This is a genomic window from Cupriavidus sp. 2SB, assembly GCF_005503625.1.
Classification (GTDB): domain Bacteria; phylum Pseudomonadota; class Gammaproteobacteria; order Burkholderiales; family Burkholderiaceae; genus Cupriavidus.
On sequence record NZ_SCMX01000007.1, the window covers coordinates 113,578 to 133,368 of the forward strand.

The 19,791-nt window shown below is 57.6% G+C and carries 17 protein-coding genes; 9 read left to right on the forward strand and 8 right to left on the reverse strand.

Translation table 11 applies throughout. From position 1 onward, the window contains the following. Nucleotides 1–23: 23 nt before the first annotated feature. Both FFS21_RS05370 and FFS21_RS05375 read right to left on the reverse strand, forming a co-directional pair. Nucleotides 24–2,516 (reverse strand): adenosylcobalamin-dependent ribonucleoside-diphosphate reductase, encoded by a 2,493-nt coding sequence (locus tag FFS21_RS05370; protein ID WP_137923875.1) that lies wholly within the window; start codon nucleotides 2,514–2,516, stop codon nucleotides 24–26. 563 nt (nucleotides 2,517–3,079) lie between these two features. Next, the gene (locus FFS21_RS05375; RefSeq protein WP_249359162.1) at nucleotides 3,080–3,577 is read right to left on the reverse strand and encodes a hypothetical protein; all 498 of its coding nucleotides are present in this window, start codon (nucleotides 3,575–3,577) and stop codon (nucleotides 3,080–3,082) included. A 666-nt stretch (nucleotides 3,578–4,243) separates the two neighbouring features. On the opposite strand from FFS21_RS05375, the gene FFS21_RS05380 reads away from it, so the two are divergent. The 6 genes from FFS21_RS05380 (at nucleotide 4,244) to FFS21_RS05405 (ending at nucleotide 12,384) form a co-directional block, all read left to right on the forward strand. Continuing rightward, nucleotides 4,244–5,896 carry a conjugal transfer protein TraN gene (locus tag FFS21_RS05380; protein ID WP_137923876.1) on the forward strand — a complete coding sequence of 551 codons (1,653 nt, stop codon included), beginning with the start codon at nucleotides 4,244–4,246 and terminating at the stop codon, nucleotides 5,894–5,896. Between the two features lie 171 nt (nucleotides 5,897–6,067). Then, complete coding sequence (locus FFS21_RS05385; protein WP_017515279.1) at nucleotides 6,068–6,484, forward strand: hypothetical protein; 417 nt, start codon at nucleotides 6,068–6,070, stop codon at nucleotides 6,482–6,484. Nucleotides 6,485–6,589: 105 nt separating this feature from the next. Next, the gene (locus tag FFS21_RS05390; RefSeq protein ID WP_249359165.1) at nucleotides 6,590–8,530 is read left to right on the forward strand and encodes a helicase-related protein; all 1,941 of its coding nucleotides are present in this window, start codon (nucleotides 6,590–6,592) and stop codon (nucleotides 8,528–8,530) included. Between the two features lie 19 nt (nucleotides 8,531–8,549). Next, nucleotides 8,550–9,119: a hypothetical protein gene (locus tag FFS21_RS05395; protein WP_137923877.1), complete on the forward strand. Its 570-nt coding sequence runs from the start codon at nucleotides 8,550–8,552 to the stop codon at nucleotides 9,117–9,119. Between the two features lie 177 nt (nucleotides 9,120–9,296). Continuing rightward, a complete protein-coding gene (locus tag FFS21_RS05400) occupies nucleotides 9,297–11,087 on the forward strand; it encodes a VWA domain-containing protein (protein ID WP_104670291.1) in 1,791 nt (596 codons plus the stop codon). A gap of 184 nt (nucleotides 11,088–11,271) precedes the next feature. Further along, complete coding sequence (locus tag FFS21_RS05405; RefSeq protein WP_104670292.1) at nucleotides 11,272–12,384, forward strand: AAA family ATPase; 1,113 nt, start codon at nucleotides 11,272–11,274, stop codon at nucleotides 12,382–12,384. 318 nt (nucleotides 12,385–12,702) lie between these two features. On the opposite strand, the gene FFS21_RS05410 is transcribed toward FFS21_RS05405, so the two are convergent. Next, the gene (locus FFS21_RS05410) at nucleotides 12,703–12,915 is read right to left on the reverse strand and encodes a hypothetical protein (RefSeq protein ID WP_104670293.1); all 213 of its coding nucleotides are present in this window, start codon (nucleotides 12,913–12,915) and stop codon (nucleotides 12,703–12,705) included. Between the two features lie 268 nt (nucleotides 12,916–13,183). Beyond that, nucleotides 13,184–13,600, reverse strand: a complete 417-nt coding sequence (locus tag FFS21_RS05415; RefSeq protein WP_104670294.1) for a hypothetical protein — start codon at nucleotides 13,598–13,600, stop codon at nucleotides 13,184–13,186. A 220-nt stretch (nucleotides 13,601–13,820) separates the two neighbouring features. Here FFS21_RS05415 and FFS21_RS05420 point away from each other — a divergent pair, with 220 nt between their 5' ends. Continuing rightward, on the forward strand, nucleotides 13,821–14,888 hold the full coding sequence (locus tag FFS21_RS05420; protein WP_104670295.1) for a DUF3150 domain-containing protein: 1,068 nt from the start codon (nucleotides 13,821–13,823) through the stop codon (nucleotides 14,886–14,888). A gap of 63 nt (nucleotides 14,889–14,951) precedes the next feature. Here FFS21_RS05420 and FFS21_RS05425 read toward each other — a convergent pair whose 3' ends face one another. After that, a complete protein-coding gene (locus FFS21_RS05425; protein WP_104670296.1) occupies nucleotides 14,952–15,575 on the reverse strand; it encodes a helix-turn-helix domain-containing protein in 624 nt (207 codons plus the stop codon). 536 nt (nucleotides 15,576–16,111) lie between these two features. On the opposite strand from FFS21_RS05425, the gene FFS21_RS31935 reads away from it, so the two are divergent. Next, the gene (locus tag FFS21_RS31935; RefSeq protein WP_011229378.1) at nucleotides 16,112–16,264 is read left to right on the forward strand and encodes a hypothetical protein; all 153 of its coding nucleotides are present in this window, start codon (nucleotides 16,112–16,114) and stop codon (nucleotides 16,262–16,264) included. Between the two features lie 185 nt (nucleotides 16,265–16,449). Here FFS21_RS31935 and FFS21_RS32830 read toward each other — a convergent pair whose 3' ends face one another. The 3 genes from FFS21_RS32830 to FFS21_RS05440 form a co-directional block, all read right to left on the reverse strand. Next, complete coding sequence (locus tag FFS21_RS32830; protein WP_011229379.1) at nucleotides 16,450–16,707, reverse strand: type II toxin-antitoxin system Phd/YefM family antitoxin; 258 nt, start codon at nucleotides 16,705–16,707, stop codon at nucleotides 16,450–16,452. Nucleotides 16,708–17,111: 404 nt separating this feature from the next. Beyond that, complete coding sequence (locus FFS21_RS05435) at nucleotides 17,112–17,309, reverse strand: type II toxin-antitoxin system VapB family antitoxin (RefSeq protein ID WP_011229380.1); 198 nt, start codon at nucleotides 17,307–17,309, stop codon at nucleotides 17,112–17,114. Between the two features lie 1,502 nt (nucleotides 17,310–18,811). Next, the gene (locus FFS21_RS05440) at nucleotides 18,812–19,252 is read right to left on the reverse strand and encodes a hypothetical protein (RefSeq protein ID WP_128646586.1); all 441 of its coding nucleotides are present in this window, start codon (nucleotides 19,250–19,252) and stop codon (nucleotides 18,812–18,814) included. A gap of 87 nt (nucleotides 19,253–19,339) precedes the next feature. Here FFS21_RS05440 and FFS21_RS05445 point away from each other — a divergent pair, with 87 nt between their 5' ends. Further along, on the forward strand, nucleotides 19,340–19,648 hold the full coding sequence (locus tag FFS21_RS05445) for a helix-turn-helix domain-containing protein (protein WP_104669951.1): 309 nt from the start codon (nucleotides 19,340–19,342) through the stop codon (nucleotides 19,646–19,648). Nucleotides 19,649–19,791: the final 143 nt, after the last annotated feature.

Here is a 19,791-nt window from a genome sequence, read left to right on the forward strand (position 1 = left end):
CGAGCCTCACGGCTGGCAGTGCATCAGCCACAACTACCGATGTGACCACACGCTTGGCATTTGCTGCATCCATCGACGCGATGGAGTTCGTGAGCGCCACATTCCGGGCACTTCTTCCCGAGTCCTGCCCCGATCGATTGACCCAGGCTCACTACGGTGCTGCTGTCAGAAGTGACTTCGTCGAAAGCAAGGGCTGCGTCGGCTTTCGACAGGCGTCTGGCGAGCTCCGCTGCCGGTACCTGACTACCGTCCTCGGCAAGGAACCCCCGCTTCTTCAGAATGGACTGCAGGGCGTATCCGATCGCTGCGACCTCCGAATCGTGGTGCAGCGGCACCTTCGATCCATCAGCCCGCGTCAAATGCCCATAGCGCACCGCACCCTTGTCCCAGATGACTTCCCGGAGGTTTGCGACTGCCTTCGCTACCGAACCACCGGATCGTGCCACCATCGAGAGCATCCGCATGTTGGCAGAGATCCATTGTTGGCCGTCATTCCGCTGGCCCGCCGGCATGAAGAATTCCACCGGTCGTTCGATCTCCGCCTCCTGACCATCAACGATGCCTTTGACGCGCATGAAGTTCACCGTGAGATATACGGTGTTCGCCCCCTCATAGGTAAAATACTCAACCTTTGAAGTGACACCCTCCAGTTCGCCGGTGGGCCGGCTGTCGAAGGGCATGCGCAACGGATCGTCCGCGATGGGCGTGGGCGTCGGGCTTGGACTCGGCGATGCAGGAGCCTCCACCGACAGCACGGCACCGAGCACGGAGTTAGGCCGATAGGTCGCCAGTCCTTTCAAACCCGCCTTCCACGCATCCAGGTACAGATTCTGGAAATCCGCGTAAGGGTAGTCTTCAGGTACGTTGACCGTCTTGCTGATGCTGGTGTCGATGTACGGCTGGACCGCTTCCAGCATTCGCATATGGTCGATCGCAGGCATTTCCAGCGCCGTCACGAAGCATTCTGGCAGGTTCACAACATCCCCACCGAGATGCCGATAGAGGCGGTACGCATGATCAGCTACTTCAAACGTCTGATAGCTGTTGTCCGGCATACGCTTCTTGCGGTTGTACGTCCAGGAGAATGCAGGTTCGATGCCATTCGAGGCGTTATCAGCAAACGCGAGGGTGATAGTCCCCGTGGGTGCAATCGACAGCAAGTGCGAGTTGCGAATGCCGTGCTCCTGGATCAGATCTCGAATATCCTGGGGCAGGCGCTTTGCGAAGCCGCTCTCGAGGTACTTCTCTTTGTCGAGGAGCGGGAACGAACCCTTTTCGACAGCGAGCGCTACCGAAGCTGCGTAAGCGGCGTCGCGCATCGACTCCGAGATTGACGCAGCCAGCTCGCGTCCCGCATCGGAGTCGTATCGAACTCCCAGCATCACGAGTGCACTTCCCAGGCCCAAGAACCCAAGGCCGATGCGTCGCTTCGACATGGCTTCGTCCCGCTGTTTCGGAAGCGGCCAGAACGTGGCGTCAAGTACGAGATCCAGCATTCGGATTCCCGTGGCCACGAGAGCCCTGAAGCCTTCGAAGTCGAAGTGTGCTTCGGGCCCGAAGGCGTTCCGCACGAACTTCGTAAGGTTGACCGAGCCCAGGCAGCAGCAACCGTAAGACGGCAAGGGCTGCTCCGCGCAAGGATTCGTTGCCTCGATCTGCTCGCAGTAGTAGAGGTTGTTGTCAGAGTTCATCCGGTCAAGGAAGAGAACCCCAGGCTCGGCGTGGTCATAGGTCGACTTCATGACCTGGTCCCACAGCTCCCGCGCGCTCACTTTTCGATACACCCACGTCCCGTCATCCCGACGGTACGATTCCGCCGTCAGCACTTCCGGATGGGGCTCTGCATTGTGCCAAAGTTCGATTTCCTCGCCGACTTCGACGGCACGCATAAATGCGTCAGTGACCCCGATCGAAATGTTGAAATTGGTCAGTTCGCCCTTGTCCTTCGCGTGGATGAATTGCTCGATATCTGGGTGGTCGCAACGCAGCACACCCATCTGAGCTCCGCGGCGAGCACCGGCAGACTCGACCGTCGCACACGACGAATCGAAGACCTTCATAAAGGAGACCGGGCCAGACGCTCGGGAGAACGTGCCTCGCACCAACGCACCGTTCGGTCGGATGTCGCCAAATGCATAGCCCACGCCCCCACCGCGCCGCATCGTTTCAGCCGCTTCTGCTACGGCGGTGTAAATCCCGGGCTTTCCATCTTTGGCCTCGGATACCGAGTCGCCAACCGGTTGCACAAAGCAGTTGATGAGCGTCGCCTGGATATCCGTTCCGGCTGCAGAGTTGATGCGGCCGGCCGGAACGAAACCCGATTCGAGCGCGTCAAGGAACTTGACTTCGTAATCGGCTCGGTCCTCAGCGCGCTCCATACTGGCCAGCGCCTTAGCAACACGGCGCCGGACATCCGCGACTGTCTTCTCGCCACCCTTGGCGTACTTCTCCAAGAGGATCTCACCCGCAATTTCCTGGGCCGGCAGGATACCGAACATCTTTTCATTTGCGTTCATGATGATTGCTCCAAAGTGGATTGACAAAAAATTCGGCGGCGGATCGTCCGCCCCGTCCTTGCAATTAGGGGATGGAACTCAGCCACAAATAAAAAAAGCCCTCCCGCGATTTGGGGAGGGCTGCGTTTCACAAGCACTGGCGAATCAAGCTGCTGGCAGCATTCAAAGGAAGTACCCCGATGGGAAAGATCCTTCCTTGCCATGTGGGGCCTCTCGCGAGGCCATGACCGGCTCCTCACTCGGTCTAGCCTCGACATCGCGCCCTTCATCCGCGGCGCCCGTTGGGGCCGATTCTTCCGACGTGCTTGCCTCTGGGATGGGGTCATCCCGTAACGCATGCTTCTCGCAGCCAGGCCTCTGAGGATTGATAAAGACCGACTCAACGCAGCTGACGCCGGATTGCGCGGCTGCGTGGCCGGGCTGGCACCAGAGCATTCCTTCCATACCTCTGACGTTTGCACGAACCGCCGCCTTACAGTTGCCGCACCGGCGGCCTTCGATGGTGTCCATAGGGATTCCTTGATGTCTCGACTGTGGGATATGAGCAGCACCCGAACACATGCTCATAGGTAGTGCATCATCGCCAGACTGACGCCGGCCAGATACAACGGCCAGGATCGAAGGGACTGCACGAGATCGGTCGAAGAGGGCCAGCACGAGAGCAGTTGCGCTGACAGACCGGCCCAGATGAGTAAATCCCACTGCTCGAAGCTCCACGCTTCAGCAACACGCGCCTTCGCAATCAGCCAAACGACAGGCAGTCCCAGCAGCGGCGCGAGACATGTAGGGGCGGCATTGAACCACCGCAAATTCTCGAACGTGACTGATCCCAGCGCGATCCGACCATCCGGCTGCCGCGTCGGGAAGAGGCTCATGGAGACCGGCTTTGCCCCTGTCATGGCCCCCACCAGGAGGTGAAGCAGCTCATGGATCAGCGTTCCCGGCAGCACACAAAACGAGAACACGGCCAAGCGGCCCGATCCGGCCTTCATCACCAAAGCTCCCACTGTCGCTGGCACCAGATAAACGAGGGCGGTCAAATCCTCATGTGTCATTGACATAACTTATCCGCCATTTTGAGTCGTTTAATGCACATTTCGTCGCCCAGCCGTTTTCACGGTGAAAACCGACATTTCCTCGCCGCCCGACCGACACGGGCCCTTGCAAATGCAATGGCGACGCATCAGAATACATAACATTTACGCTTACCTTCAGTGTATCGCAAATGAACATAAAGATTGCATGTCATACGCTGGCTGGTCGTGCAGCTATCTCAGCCGGTGTCGCAGCTCTCCTCTCACTGGTTTGTACGCACGCTCTGGCTGCGGCCCCGAAGGATGTTCTGTTTGCAGCGATCAGGAGCGGGCAAGCCTCTGAAATCCTAAATGGTCCCGTTGCTGAAAACTGGCAAGCGAAGAGCCATTCAACAGCCCCCGTATTGATGTCGGCGAAAGTAGTGAAACGCTACAAGGGCGAGTGCGCCCGCTTGAGCGTGAACATGCGGCAGGAGCACGTCCCGCTCAAAGACGGTGGCGCAGCTCCACTCGAGTTCTCATATGAACTGAATCTCTGCACTGACGGCTCGCCCCCCGCAGAGACTGTCGATTGGTCTGCGGTTCCGCAAGAAACACCAGAGAGATTGCGGGGCCAACTCCGATGAGCCTCGCGGCGACTCAGAAATCTACGCGGGCACAGCCCCGCCAGTTCTTCAGGCTTGGGAACCTACTATGAACAACGCTTGGAATACTCCTTGGGGAAGACGGGTGCTATCCGTCATTCTGGGGCTTATTGGTTTCTTATTCGTAGCTGCCCCGCTCGAGGCTGCGGAATGTCGACGGGTGGGCGAAGTCTGCGTTGAAGGCGGCGGCGTTCGCAACATCGGCGGTACCGATGTGTACCGCGACTGCTGGCGCTATCGGGATACGTTCGAGTGCAAGAAGCCGGAGTCGATTGACTATTGCGCTCCCTTCTACAACCTAGCTGGATGCTGGCAAACGTCAACCAAGTGCATCGCCGCTGCTTGGGACGGTACATGTCTGACTGAGCAGCGAACCTATCGGTGCGACGACCCGTCGATGCCGCCTCCGCCGAACACGGTTGTTCTGGACAAGACATACACGATTACTAAAGACGCGCTGGACACAAAACAGTGCGACCCGTATTCCACGAACCCACTCTGTACTCTCGCATCGCACAAGTGCGTGGAGCCGGCGGAAACCCGAGTCATCAATGGGCTGCCGGTCTACAAGTCGTGCTGGAGATGGCAAGACGACTACGCCTGTATTGACCCCACTCCCAAGAACGACTGCCAGGAGTACATCGACAAGGGATGCAAGAAGCTTGACGAAGTGTGCATCGAAAGCACTGATCCTGTCGGATGCGTGATGAAGCAAATCACATACAAGTGTGTGACCAAGGAAGGCCAGACAACGACAGGCGAGGATTGCAGTGGACGTACCTCGTGCTATGACGGGACCTGTTGGGACACCGGATACCCTGGGGATGACGACTTCGCACGCGTGGTAGCCGGAAAGGAGGCCGCCCGAGAAGCCGGTGTCTATGGTGCGGAGTCGAACAACTTCTTCAAGGGAGTGGCCGAATCGTGCCGGAAGGGCTTCGGTGGATTGAAGAACTGCTGCAAGACCGACCCCGGGGCCAAGTCCAATAACACGATCATGATGCAGGCCGCGGGAGGTGCCGTTAAGTTCGGCGCAAAGTACGCGTTCGACTACATGTACAAGAGTAGCGAATGGATACAGGCTGGCATGAGTGCGCTCGGCTACGACGGTATCGAGATGGCATCGAACTTTGGTGCTTCCTTTGGAATGTATGGGGTCTCCTACACGGTCGGGGGAACGGCCCTCGCCGCCGGTGAGACGACCACAGGCATGTTTGGTCAGACTATCTATGGTCTTGGAAATGGCTTCGCCTTCGACCCGTACTCGTTTGCCGCTGCAATTGCTATCCAGATCGTCATGGAGCTCATGTCGTGCGAGCAGGACGAGATGCAATTGGGCATGCACCGTGGTGCGCACCTCTGCCACTTGGTAGGCTCGTACTGCTCGAATAAGGTCATGGGGGTGTGCCTTGAGACCAAGGAGGCGTATTGCTGCTACAACTCCAAACTGGCAAAGATCATCAATGAGCAAGGCAAACCCCAGATCGGCAAGGGGTGGGGGACTCCAGAGAGTCCGAACTGCGAAGGGTTCACCACCGCCGAGTTCCAGCAGATCGACTTCTCTGCAATCGACATGAGTGAGTTTGTCGGAGACATCATGGCCGCAACTGAGCTGCCGAACATCGACGATATCCAGAAAAGAATGAGCGAGAAGATGAAGGACATCACGACCAACCCGACCATCCCCGTGACCAATCACTAAACACCCTTTCAGGCCCGGAGCAATCCGGGCATTTTTCTGGAGCAGGCTTATTTTCGTACGTACGGCCGCCTGCCAGCCGCCACCCGCGCCTTAGATGCTCGCGTGCCGCATATCGGTACGTCAGGACATCCTTCAAAGCCTGGCATTCCATCAACATCAGAGGAGTGCAGTATGAAGACCGGAGAATGGGTGGGTGCGGGACACTGGGCCAACCGTTTTTCACATCCGCGCGATTGGGGGAAACCGCTACTGGGCCGCATCCTCGACCCAGCCGATCGCCGTGTTTGGAGCAACTCGTTCGAGTTCCCCGTTGCTTCTCCCGACGGCGCAGCGGTTATGTCGTTGGTATTGAAGCAACAGGCTGCGGGACTGCTCGACGACAAGGTTCCGATCGAGTGGCATTTCGACAACAACCTGCGGATCATCCGTTGGGAGCTTTTGGTCAATTTGCGCACGGCCAAAGATGAGCACATCTACTACAACGCCATCAAATCGCAACGACTTGACGAAATTAACCATCGCCGTACGAAGCGACGCCCACTTAGCGAATTCCTGCCGAACGGGAGCATTCATCTCGCGCACGCATGAGAACACGCACAGCAACTGCCATGCCCCGTGACGAAGTCACGGGGCATTTTCTTTGTGGAACCTCTAAACCTCAGCCATGCTAGTATGTGTACGTGTTGAGTCTCTATGTTGCAGATTATCCATAAGGCCATGACCACCGAGAAACTTGGACGGTTGTCGCGTCTTGGCTTCCGATCGCTCCCTGAGTGTTTGCTTTCGGCACCGCGCGAGTACCGCGACTACCTTGAGCCTCTTTACGTCTTGCCGATCCCTGATACGGGACACAACCACTACCTCGTGCTAACACTCACAGAGGTGTGCTTGCTTGATGCCGCACAGCAACAAACGACGCGGTGGAAAGACGCCACTAGGCTGGCAGTTCGGGGGGTAGATGGTCGTGGCGACGGCGTATCCATTGTTGTTATCGGGGCGGTCTGGCCGTGGAAAGCATTTCTGCCTGGCGACGAGCTACACCTGTACGGTGAGTTGAAAACGGGCTGGCGAGGCAGCCGCGAGTTGTTGAATCCGCACATTGTTCCGGAGGGCGATCGCGGAAAGATCATCCCCATGTACATGGGCAAGCCGGGGCAGGTGAAGGGGGAAGCTCTTGCAAAAGCGGTGCATGAAGCACTTCCACGCCTGAATGAGGCCTCCTGTTTGCTGCTGGAGCAGGCTGGCATGCGTGAAACGGATTTCCGGGCTGCTGCCGGCTACCACGATCCGGCAGACCTGCTCAGAGATCTGCACGCGCCGGCGTCAGTGCGGGAAGGTATTGCCGCCGTCCAGGCCGCGCACCGGTTGGCCTTGCGCGCTGTTCTGAATAAGGCGATCCGCAATCAATCCCAGAAACCTGTTTCAGGTTCGTCGATCGCCCTCGACCGGGGCAAGGTTGCAGATCTGATTGGCAGGCTTCCGTACGAGCTGACACCCGGGCAGCACAAGGGTATCGATGACATCGTCTCGGATCTGCGCTCGCCATTTCCGATGCGCCGATTACTCTCCGGCGATGTCGGCACCGGCAAATCGGTCACCTACATGGTGCCCGCAGTGGCTGCATATCAGGAGGGTGCCCAAGTAGCCATCATTGCCCCGAGCCAGATCCTCGTTCACCAGCTAGCCAGCGAGCTGCGGGAATTCTTCCCCGGCATCCCCGTCTGCTCGCTCGTGTCTGGCTCGAAACTGGAGGAGGGCATCATCGTTGGAACCACCGCGGTCATCACCGCGGCAAAGGGCGCCTCCCTCATCTTTGACCTGGTAGTTGCTGATGAGCAGCAGCGGTTCTCGGTCGGCCAGAAGAACAGCCTGTTGGCCGACCACACGAATCTGCTAGAGGCAACTGCGACTGCGATACCTCGTACCATGGCGCTGATCAAGTTCGGCGGCACCGCGGTATCGATCCTCCGCGAGTCGCCCTTCAAGAAGAAGATAGTGACCCGGATTGTCCATCGTAAGGATGGGGCTAGACTGTTCGATTTCGTCCACCATCAAATTCGCCAAGGCGGACAGGCCGCGATCATCTACCCGATGGCAGAAGACAGGGGTGACGGCGAAAGGAACTCAGTGGAGGCAGCGTATGTCCGATTCCGCGCAAAGTGGGGCGATCGGGTCGGTATGGTACACGGCGGCTTAACTGACAGCGACAAGACAGAAGTTATTGCTAAAATGAAGGCCGGCGCCATCGACGTACTTGTTAGTTCAACGGTCATCGAGGTCGGGGTCACGCTACCATCGCTTCGTGTTGTGGTTGTAGTGAATCCTGATCGGTTTGGGTTGTCACCGCTTCACCAACTACGTGGCCGCCTGGCGCGCAAAGGCGGCGAAGGGTACTTCTTCCTGTATCTCCCGGAGGAACCAGACGCCGCTGCCATGGACCGATTGCGGCAACTGGTCGAGTGCAATGACGGATTTGCTCTTGCGGAACGAGATGCCGATCTCCGTGGCTTCGGTGATGTTGACAGCGATGGGGGCGCGCAGACTGGGAGCTCCCGGCTTCTTTTCTGGGGCGTGACCTTGGACCGAAAGGAAATTGAAAGCGGCGCAAGGAATCTAGGCTTGGTTACTGAGTAGCCTATGTGAGAGGGATTGATTGGCTAAGGCAACACCGCTACCGGTCAAGGTGGCGATCTATCATCGGATCATCTCTGGTGACATTTCTCGCGTGGTAGCAAAGGACTTCCGGATCAGCCAGCCGACGGCCCTGAAGTACGCGAACGATGTCATTGAGAAACTTAGGGGGCTCAGCGAGATAGAGTCGACCCCCAGCCTTCGCACATTCCTCGCACGGTCGCTCAAAACCCAGTCCTTTCAGTATGCGGATGCGCCTGATGTCAAGGCCCTGCTGGAACCCATCCTGCAGCCGTACCTCGCCGACGCCGAGAACATCGACTATGCAGAGCGCGAGGGCGCGGATCACGCTTTGTCGACCCGCGTCAGTCCCACCACTTTCGAGCGATTCCAGGTAATTGTCGGACAAATGGCAGTTGAGAGGCCCGACATCACACCGTCTGCGCACTTGCGGGAGATCATTGAGGCTTACTGCGAACGGGGGATCGTTCCTGCCCCGACGGTCTCGATTTCCGACCCGAAACAGGCGCGAGATACCATCGTGAACGCCGTTACGGACTTGCTTCGCGACCTTGGGTACACGGGCTTGTAAGCCGGCTCGACATTGATGCTGCCACAAGTGCCGATCGTGCCCTGTTTCCACCCCTCCGTTTCATCGTCGTCGCGCACTCCCCAGCGGAATGCGAGTCTTCTGTCTCCCTGTCCTTCATCTCCTTGAGCAAGGAACGGCCGCACCTAGCGGACATTCAACTCAACTCAGGAGATCGACATGGATCAAAAACAGCCGCGCGTATCAATGCGCCATCTGCATCTGTACGCTCATTTGCTGCTGGCAGAGGCCAAGCAGAACGGAAAATCGGTCCGGCTCGAGTGGGCGAACATCCCCACCGCTTCGATTGGCCCTGATCCGGCAAACCCGGGAGGTCTGGTACTGCGGCTCTCGCAAATGGCGGCGGTCGGTTCCGAAGAAGATGCGACCCTACTGCGAGCACTGATCTCTCACGAGATCGTCTGCCACGGCCACCACACGGACTTCACCGTAGTTCCGCCCAGCAATCTCGCGGGTCAGCTTACCAACATCCTGGAAGACCCCCGCGGTGAGATACTTGGCGCCATGAAATTTCCCGGGTCAAAGAAGGTGATACGCAAGGGAATTGAGCTTCTCGTCGATCGCAAGATCTTCCAGGGGCCTCAAGACGATAGCGACACACCCGCCGCGGTCCTGGCCGGTTGGCTTGTAACTGAATTGCGCTCGGAGCTCCTCGACCAGGAGTGCCTTCGTCAATTCGCCACGGCCTTCCGGGCCCGTGCCATCAAGCATTTCGGCACGAAGCTGACCGGCCAGGTCAAAGCCGTTGCGTTGCAAGGCGCGACAGCGCGCGATACTCAAGGTGCGATTCAAGCAAGCATCCGCATCCTCGACCTGCTGAAGCTTGCCGCTGATAACAAGCCTGACTCTCAATGTGGGGAACAACAATCCAACTCGCCGCAGGACGACCAAGATGCCGGCGATCCCGCCGAGCAAACATCTGCCCGAAATGACTCAGGGAATGGTTCCGAGCCGGGAGGCTATGAACCGTCTAACAATGAGCTGGCCGAGGCTGTCAATGCCGTTCTCGGAGCAGGCCCCGATGAAATGGGCACCTATGGCAGGGGGCTCGAAGAAGTACTATGCGAGGCCAACGAAGCGATCCAGGAAGCCCAAAGCGGCGGAGGTAGCAGTCATACGTCAGAGTTGAACGAGTTCAGCGCCCCGGCCAATGGTGGCTCATTGGAGAACCGCTCACGTTTGCGTTCTGCTGCCAGGACTACAGCTTCCGCATTGTCCCTGCGGTTGCAGGACCTTCTTCAGGCCTTCGCCACTGCCACGCGTCGGAGTTCCTCAAGCGGTAAGCTTCGTTCAAATCGGGTGTGGCGAGTGCCGCTGGGTGATACCCAAGTCTTCCGTCACAAGACCCGGCACGACGAGCTGGACACTTGTGTCTATCTTCTCGCCGATGAATCCGGCTCAATGGATGAACCCTTTGACTCGGAGCGAGCCCCGCATCTCCACGCTGCGGCGCACAAGCCATCGGCTCAAGATCCGATCCAGGCCCACAAGGTCGATCGCAAGGACGCTGCTGGCCGTGTCATTGTTGCAGCAGGGGAGGTGCTTGACGGCGCTGACATTCCCTTCGGCTTGGCGACCTATAACGAATCGGTTCGCGAGTGGAAAGGCTTTGAGGATGACTGGTCGTCTACGCTTCAGAGGCTCCGTACTGAAGCTACTGGTAGCACCAACACGCATCTCGCAGTCGTATGGGCGCTCAGGAAGTTCATTGGGCGTAGCGAAGCGCGAAAGGTACTGACCGTGGTCACCGATGGTGATCCGGGCGATCGAGACATCCTTGAGGCCGCGCTGCGCGAGGCTGCGCTGTTCGGTGTTGAGGTGCGATTTGTCCTGATCGGCGCGGAGCACGTGCATAAATTCCACGGTCTCTCCGCTACCTACGGTGTGGCAAACAACGTTCGTGAGCTTGCAACTGCTGTCTTCAGTTCTCTCGAAGCTGCAATTTGCTAACCCCCACAGCCCCAGTGACTTCCGTCCTGGGGCTTTTTCTTAGCCCCGCGCCACGAAGGCGGCTGCCCACACAGCGAGGCGCAGTCGACACGTCCTATCTTCTGACTTCCAGTCCCCTGTGACTCATATCTGAGCGCCAGGCCTTTGCAAGGGGCCGTCAAACCCACCTCTCAGGAGAAACACGATGGAAGCAGCAGCAATTGAAAGAAAGTCGATCGACGCAGTCTTCGGTGTTGATGGTGCCGCTTTCCGCGCTCACGGCTCGCAGTCGACGACCACCATCCGTGTCTTCGCAGCCAACGACGACACACCAGACGTCATTGAAGGTTTTGCCTTCCAACCCGATACCCTCCGCCGAATCCTCGTCTGGATGGCGTCGGGAGCCCTCCCCAACAACTTCACCAAGGCGACGATGAAGCGCAACCTGTTGATCTACGGACCGACGGGATGTGGCAAAACGGCACTGATCTCGCAGGTTTGTGCTCGGACGGGACGATCCATGTTTCGCTACCAGTGCAGTGAAGACTCCGAGGCAACCCAGCTCTTTGGCACGTACAAGCTCTGCAAAGTGCCGCAGAATGCGGAACCGCAGAAAGTAGAAGCCGAAGCGTCTGCAGCACCTCAACAGGCGTCCGCTCTCTCGGCGACTCCTGAAATGGTGTTCGTGGATGGACCGGTTCTCCGCTGGGCGCGCACGCCGAACTCGATTCTTCTGCTTGACGAGTTCGACCAGCTTCCGCCCTCGGTTGCAATGAGCATGAACGGAGTCCTGGACGGCGACGACATACTGGTTCCGGAAACGGGGGAACGAGTAAAGATCGCAACTGGTTGTCTGATTGTGGCCACTGGCAACACGAACGGACGAGGTTCGGCCGGCGGCAACGGCGGCTCCGCGTCGCTCTACAAAGGTGTCAAGCGACAGAACATCGCCAGCCTTGACCGATTCTTCGTTGTCAATGCCACTTACCTGTCGGTCGAGGAAGAGATTGCACTTCTTCAGGACCAGGTCGGCATGCCGGAGACGGCGGCAACGGCAATGGCGAAGTTGGCCAGTAGCTTGCGTAGCCGGTTTGTTGGGCTCAATGAAGATGCAGGTGCAAATGGGGAACCGCTCGAGTTCACCATCACCACTCGCAACCTCTTGAACTGGGGTCTGACCCACCGCCTGCTTATGGCAACGGGACTGGACAGCACCACCGCATTCAAGGAAGGGCTTAGCATGACGCTGCTCGACTTCGGTACGGGCGCAGAACGCAAGGCAGTCCTCGATGCATGGGAGAACATCATCGGCGAGTAGCTCCAAATCAACCCTAAGACACCCTCGGCTTTGCTGGGGGTGTTTTTCTTTTGGGACACTCCGATCGAGCGGAAAAGAAAAACCCCCTCAGGTGAACAATGTCACATGAGGGGGGTGGTTGGGCGCTTCTCTTTGGGGAGGACAAGTTATTGATATTGGCCTCCGTTACTGGACCACACGAGATTGTCCCTCGCGCGATTTTCGCTTAACAGTAATTCCGACATAGCATGTCAACAGGGCGAGGCCTGTGATCAGGCCTGCCAGTAGTATCTGCGCAGCACTCATTTCCTATTCCCCAAGAGTACGCTGACTACATTACTACTCGTCGTCCTTCAACAGCCACAACGCTACCGCATTGAAGCTGACGAACAAGACGGTTCCGAACAGAGCTAACACAACGTCGGAAGAGGTAAGGGCTGCCCCCTTGACCATCTTTTCTGCGGCACCAAAGCCAAACAGACCGAACGTTGCGAAAGACAGGTTCTTCAGCAAGTCAGCGAGAAAGCCCAGTACAGCACGGTTTTTCGCCATGATGGAGCCTTCCTTGTTGATACAAATGTCTTCCCGCGAGACGGTTACGCATTAAACACCTAGCGACGGGTTGTGAAGCTTTCGGCCGCACACACCTAGGTTTCTCTTTGCGGGTGAGAGATGGTGAACAGCCGTCGATAATCTTTCGGTAGCCAGTACGCAGGATGCATACAGCAGCAGCCCTCCGCCGCCGCGTACACAAGATCGGAGGGCAGGCAAAAGGACAACCCCTCGCTGGCGAACCAGGAGGGGCTTGAGGGAGGGTTGATCAGGCGTACTTCGCAGCTTTCGCGGCAAACTCAGCTCGCCCCTTTTCGGAGTCCCAAGTAAGCTGATTGACCAGAGAACGGACAAGTTCCGCCTCGCTGGCCATACTCATCCCCGCAATGCCCAAGCGCTGCTCGTCCGCACTCGTTGTACTGAACATGAACCGGATCTCGCTCCCATGCTTGAAACAGGAAACGATGAACTGGCCTTGCCTCTCATCCGTTACGACAAACGCGAAAGGCTCGCGATCGATCCCAAACAACAGGAGCCCGTTCGGATTCGTTTGATAGAAACCGGCCTGGCCCGCGACGGGCTCGGCTTGCAACGCACCGTATTGGCGACCATTCAAGTCAAGGGCAGGGTAGGGGCCACCCATGCCGGCCATCTGCTGCGTTGCTGTGCGAGTGCATTCGTCCATGGTTTCTCCTTTGTAATGTGAAGAATTACTGATGTCCGGGAATGCGTTACACGGCTCTAGAACGCGATTAGCCTGGCCAGACACGTCCTCCCACCACCCGCAGCGAACATCGTCGACCAACCCTCGCTAGTTGCGACCGTCAGTTACTTCCCCCTGTCCGGCATATCGAAGAGCCAGGCCTGTGCAAGGGGCCTGTTTTGTCTAACTTCAGGAGATACACATGAACCAAGTAACGACGGTGGCTAGCAGCCAGATGGCGATTCTGAAAGATGTCGTTCTGTTTGACTTCATCATCGGAGGCAGCACCGGGGAGAAAACGGTCGAGGCGGATGACTTCATCCGTGAGGTCGGCAAGATGCTTCCGCGAGGTTCCTTCTCGTGGGTTTCGAAGTATCGTTCGGAAGCGAAGCGGGAGATCCTGAAAGTTGGCGTCGCTCGCCGCATCCACAACCGTGTGCGCGGCTACTTTGTACCGCTGAGCGAAGCCGTTGGGCTCTCCAGCAAGATGACGGACATCAAGGCGCGATTCATGAAAGAGAAGGCCGAATTCCTGGCCAACCTCCCAAGGATCGTCGATGAGTGGGCGAATGCACCGGTCAATGCGAGCTCGACCAACAATGGCAAGACGCGAGCGGATCTCATTCGCCTGCACGCGCCAAAGAAGGACGATATGGACCGCATGCTCTCCTTTGACATTTCCGCTACAGGCATCCAGTCCACCAGCTTCTTTGGTGAGGACGACGCGCTCCACGCTGAAGTAAAAGGCTTGGTTGGCCAGGCGGCGCTCGAGATTGCGGAAGACGTGCGAAAGTCCTGGAAAGGGCCGGCCGCAGGGCGCACCAGCAGCCGCGTCCTGGGATTGATCCGCCGTGTTCGCAACAAGGCGGAAGCGATGGGCGTCCTATCGACGAAGTTCAGTCGACTGGCCGAAGTATGCGACAAGGTCCTAGGCGCAGTTCCGGAAGGGCAGAACATTGAAGGCGTGCAGTTCCTGATGGTGTCATCGCTCCTGTCCCGGTGCATGAAGGCGGAAAACATTCTCTCCGAAGACTCGGTAAGGTTTGATCCGCTCGATGTGGAAACAGCTGCGCCGGCGGCCACGCCTGGTGTTCAGCCTCCGGCCGCCAACGTGCCAATGCATTCTCAACCCGATTTCGCCATCGGCGACTCGGCACCAGCCTTCGAAGAAGCACCCCAACCTTCGAGCCCACCCCCTGCTGCAGTCCTGCCGAGCGCCAGTGAACCCGTGGCCTCGACCCAGGATGACACGTTGGAATTGGTCCTGTAACGAAAACGCCCCAGATTCGATCTGGGGCGTCTCTTTTTTTTTGGGCTGGGGGTCGCCGGCCGCTTAACTGACTAGATCAGGGACTTCAATCTGAGCCTTCGCCGTCAGTACACGCCCATAGTCGCGCTCATACAGCGCTGCGTATCCGATCTGGACACGCAGAGGGAGCTCATCCCATTCTTCGCGGGTAGGCGCGTAGGCCATCCACTGTGGGTCGTTAGCCATTTTTACGATGGCCAGCCACAGTTGCTCGTGCAGGTCCTTCTTGGAATAGAAGTCTTCGATCGAGAGATAGTCGGCCTGATTGAGTACCTGTACGGTTGGGATGCCGAGCCACTCCGCAATCTTGTCGAACCGATCCTTACCAAGCGACTTGATAGAGCGGTTACCGCTCATGATCGAGTTCCAGTACACCGGGGTGACTCCGAGAATGTCGGAGATCGTCCGCTGCGGAAGCCCACGGTCAATCAGAGTCTTCCTGATCTGGTTGATCAGGCGAATACCATCAACATGGCGCTTGCCCGAGGCCTCACCCTCGTGCTCGGGCGCAGTGCTTTCAGCGCCGAGCTGTTCGTGCGTAGTCTTTTTGGCGGTCACTTCGGTCGTCTTTCGCGATTTTGCGGAAACTCGCCGCGCCGGTGCTGCCTTATGCGAACCACTACCCTGTGCAGGCATGGACTTTGTCATAGGTTCGGTCCTCCGACGTGGCTACGGATCAAGTTCAGAAGGCGATCGACCGCGCAGGGGCGCGTCATGCCTTATTGTCTTAGCAATTCCCGATTCTACACACATATCAACAAGATTCAAGTCTCTTATGCCATCGAGACAACAGACAATGTCCATTCTCAGAGTAAGGCCCAAATTCTCAAAGTACCTTGCAAAGATTCTCAGACTTAGTGCTCATAATTGGGAGCGGCGGGCGTGCGTGGTGCTGGCTAGAAGGGCCTAGGCATGGAGGGCGAGGACGTACGGCCCGCGTGCGCATATCCGGCGAGGGGCTTCCGTGGCGGTACATCCATGTAGGGTGGATTGATCTGCCGCCCCACCGTGGTTTTGCATTCCTGGCGTGTGCGCAAAGGTGGTGTCCCAGCGATCGCCGGTCAGTCCCGTGCGTGCCTCCCGTGGCAGAGCGCGATCAACGGGCTGAAGTAGTCGATCGACACTGGTACCTTCCGTTTGCGAACAAGGTCGTCAGTGTTGGTGGCCCGCTCGTCAGAGGGCGCATGAAGCAACTGCACCACGCGCTGACGATCCTCGAATGCGACCGGCTGTGGGCCGCACTGCAGGGCGTGCAGCGATTGTTCATGCAGATTCAGGAGATGAACCTATTTCAGCATCTGAGGCGAGGGGCGGGGCCGTTCAGCAGATGTTTGTAGGGCGAAAATAGTACCGGTACGAAACTAAAATAAATTTGGTACGGCTACCTATGCTTCATCCCGAGAGGGAGGAGGGCTGGGCCCGTACCGTTTGCATTTTCAGCCCTCCGAAATAGCTATTCGGCCAAAACGGACTAGCTCCGCCCTCCCAAAATGGCGGACATTGTCTGGTCTAACGGGGAGGCTTACGGGTACTGTCTGGTGCCCTTGCGCCGGGGCTGGCTCGCACGAAACTCCGTAATGGACTCACGCAACCGGGTCGCGTTCTTCTCGGTCCCCAACAGGTGCAGCGTCTCCTGGATGCTCTCGTAGGCCTGAAGCGACATGAGCACCACAGGTGCGCCACGCCGTCTCTTGATGACGAGTGGCTCGCTGTTCTTGCAGACTGAGACTATCGTCTTCTCAAAATCTGCTCGCACTACACTAAGGGCCATTGATTTCATTGGGTCAATCCTGCTCAAGTGGGCGTGCGTCGGTCCGGCTGTGGTCTACCAGTCCAGACGATAACAAGAATTTCCTCCAGTCCCTTGAAACTCTAGTTCGGTCCGTATGTGGCTTCCGATGTGGCGCGCGACGACGATCGGCATGATCTGCGCAACGAGGATCCGATTAAAAAGGGCAATGGAGCTTACTCTGACGCCTCCTTGACGCGGCTCCCTGCGAAGGATGTGCCGGACGAGGAGGCCGGGAGGAGAACGGGGCGCTTCTCGACTAGCAGACTTGCTCCAATTCGGATCGATGCCCCGTCCCTGACGCGCATTACGCGCTCTCGCCTGCACAGGGGTGCTTTGCCCTTCTGCGGGGTGTGTGTTGATGTGATCAATCCACATCGACCTGTCGACAGGAATCATTCGATGTCCTGCCGGCGCCGCGCCGCCCCTTGGATGCCCGGTTGGCTTCCGCCAAGGTTCGCGAGTCGTTTGGCCGCTTCACGCTGGATCAAGGCCTTTAGCGCTTCGCGCACAATTGCCGTTTTCTCCGACAGGCCCGTATAGGCTTGCGCCTTGGCTAACAATTCGTCGTCAAGCGCAATAGTCGTACGCATGGGAACCTCCGCGAGTACAAGCAGGACTTATAGCATCTATTGATGCCTAAAATGGTGCGTCTTGTCATTCGGAACGCGGGCGGCATGTCACACCAATAGGACAGTTCGTGGAACTTGAGACCGGCCAATTGCCACCGAGCGTGCGGCGTTCATTTAGGAGTACACCCGCGGTGCAGGTCCTGGCTGCGGTAACGTTCGCCTTAGCACACAGCCGTATCGCCGCTGGACTGAGTATTGGGATAATCAATGCACTTTGTTTGAGCAGAAGTCTTGGGCATTTTGTGTTGTGTCGCGCCATTAAGGTCGGTACGTCGCGCCATTAAGGTCGGTACGCGGGGCTTTCAATCGCCCCAAAGCCTTGCTGGAGGCGGCCGTACCGACCTTCTCCATTTGTTGTTGCCGATTATTTGCCACGGATAACGACAAAAATGACAGAAATTCGACTTGTCATTGTTCGCACAGATTGGTGCATTCGAGTCCTGACATCATCAAAGCGTGATGCGGACCGTTTGCCGTGCGGACGCGGCATGCGATCAACTGTACTCTTTTCGGAATCACCGCGGCTAATATTACTGAGCTTGCAGCGGATTGCGCCTGAACCTTCACACTTGATTCCAGTTCGCGTCAGAAGGGGTAGAGAGGCCAGCTCGTCGTTCAGGATGGGGAGGGTGCCGTCACGTGGTGGCTGTGGCGCATGGCGTTCGGATAGTGGCTCGGCCGACCCGCTTGTGGCGCCCTAACCGGCGTGCGGAGACGTGGACGCAGTAGTTGTAGGGCAAGAATTAGCCTTCCGCCCAAAGCAAGGGATCACGGGGTATGCGGCTAACCGGGCGTGCTGCACCGGCATGGTCGAGTGCCAACATTAGCGCCATCAGCGCGACTGGGCACTTTCCGAAGTTTGCGCCGGTTGCAGCAGTCAATGATCGCTTAGAGCCCTGTCAGCGATACGCGAAGTTTCCCCTTATAGGCACTACGAACGGGCCTGTGCGACTTGGCGTTGTCCGAAATCTCTGCCAGGGCCAGCCAACCTGGACACTTCGTTTTTGCAGGGCAACAACGTCTGCCCGCAGCTTTTCACTCGGCTTGCTTGTGTTAGCCATATCAGCAGTGGCAGTTTCTTTCGCGTTCAAAATGGGCAAAAGAGTGCATTCTCCAGCCACGCGTACCAATCCCAAGGATATATGCAGTCACCTGCCGATTCGTGATGGAAGATGGGGACCATCTCCCGCTGAATCAACTGCATCAGTTCGCGAATGTATGGTTGTGGAATCGAGGCAAGCGCGACAAACGCGCCAAGGCGATCCTGGCCAATCGGTACGTGGTTTCGAAGCTGATCTAATTGGCTCACCGTTCGCATGTGTTTGGGCCTCACATTTCCTATGCATTGCTGTGTCGTTGCCGAACAATGGCGGCCAAGTCAGGCGCGGCCGCGTGCACTAAATGGCGCGAGCTGGTTGACGTCCAGTCGCACAAGTTGCTAGGCAGCCGGGCAGGACTGCCGCTCAGGTCGTCATTCCATCGCAGAGCGCAGCAGCAGGAAGTTTCCATTGACGGTGCGTTTCCGAGTTCGCTGGCCTCGGCACAAATGCGTACCGCTCGCCCGATTCCGTATGGCATTCAAGTCCCGAGCGATTGCCCAGAACCCATTCGTCGATGCCGACCACTGGCTCCAAATGCCAGGTTCCTGATTTGTGCAGCCCGCTAGGCACCAGTGCTTGAACGGCGCCGATTCGCTCTGGCGCATGAATAAGCATATCGACCACGTCCTCCATTGACGAGGACAGAATCCAATTCGGCAGTTCGCTGGGGTCGAGGTGCTTCACCTCCAACAGAAGGCTAGGGCGCATTTCGTCAACGCTAACGCATTGCCAGGCTTGGGCGGGTGCAACCAGGGCTTGTAATGAAGGATTGGGATGACGCCAAGCTTCCTGCGTTAAGAACACGACTCTCTCCAAGGTAATGAACACTATAGATTGTAGCTCTATAGTGTTCATAAAGACGAGATTATGGGATTTGCTTCAGCTCTTCCCATGACGCTCAGAGAGAACTTTGGTGGTGCGTTGCGTACAGTGCGGCGGTTCCGGAAAGCTCCGCAAGAGGCGCTGGATGTGGTTTCCAGCCGGACATACGTCAGTAGCCTAGAGCGAGGGTTAAAGAGTCCGACACTGGACAAAATTGATTCTCTTGCCGAGGCTCTCAACGTACATCCACTTACATTGGTGGCACTCACATATTTGCGGTCGCGTACGCGATCTGAGCAACGCGCCATCTTAGAGAAGGTTCGATCGCAACTCGAGGAGTTGTCTAAATTCGAGAAGAAGCAGCGGACTGAGCCCTAGCGTCCGCGTGCAGTAGATGCCTTTTGCTAGCGATTCCGACGCTCGGGAGTAGGCTGGCGCCGTGTGGCGCCTCCGCCCGAAACTTGCACCGTAGGACAGGATCGCCGCGCAGCCATCGCTACGCGGCGATCTCATGTTAACGC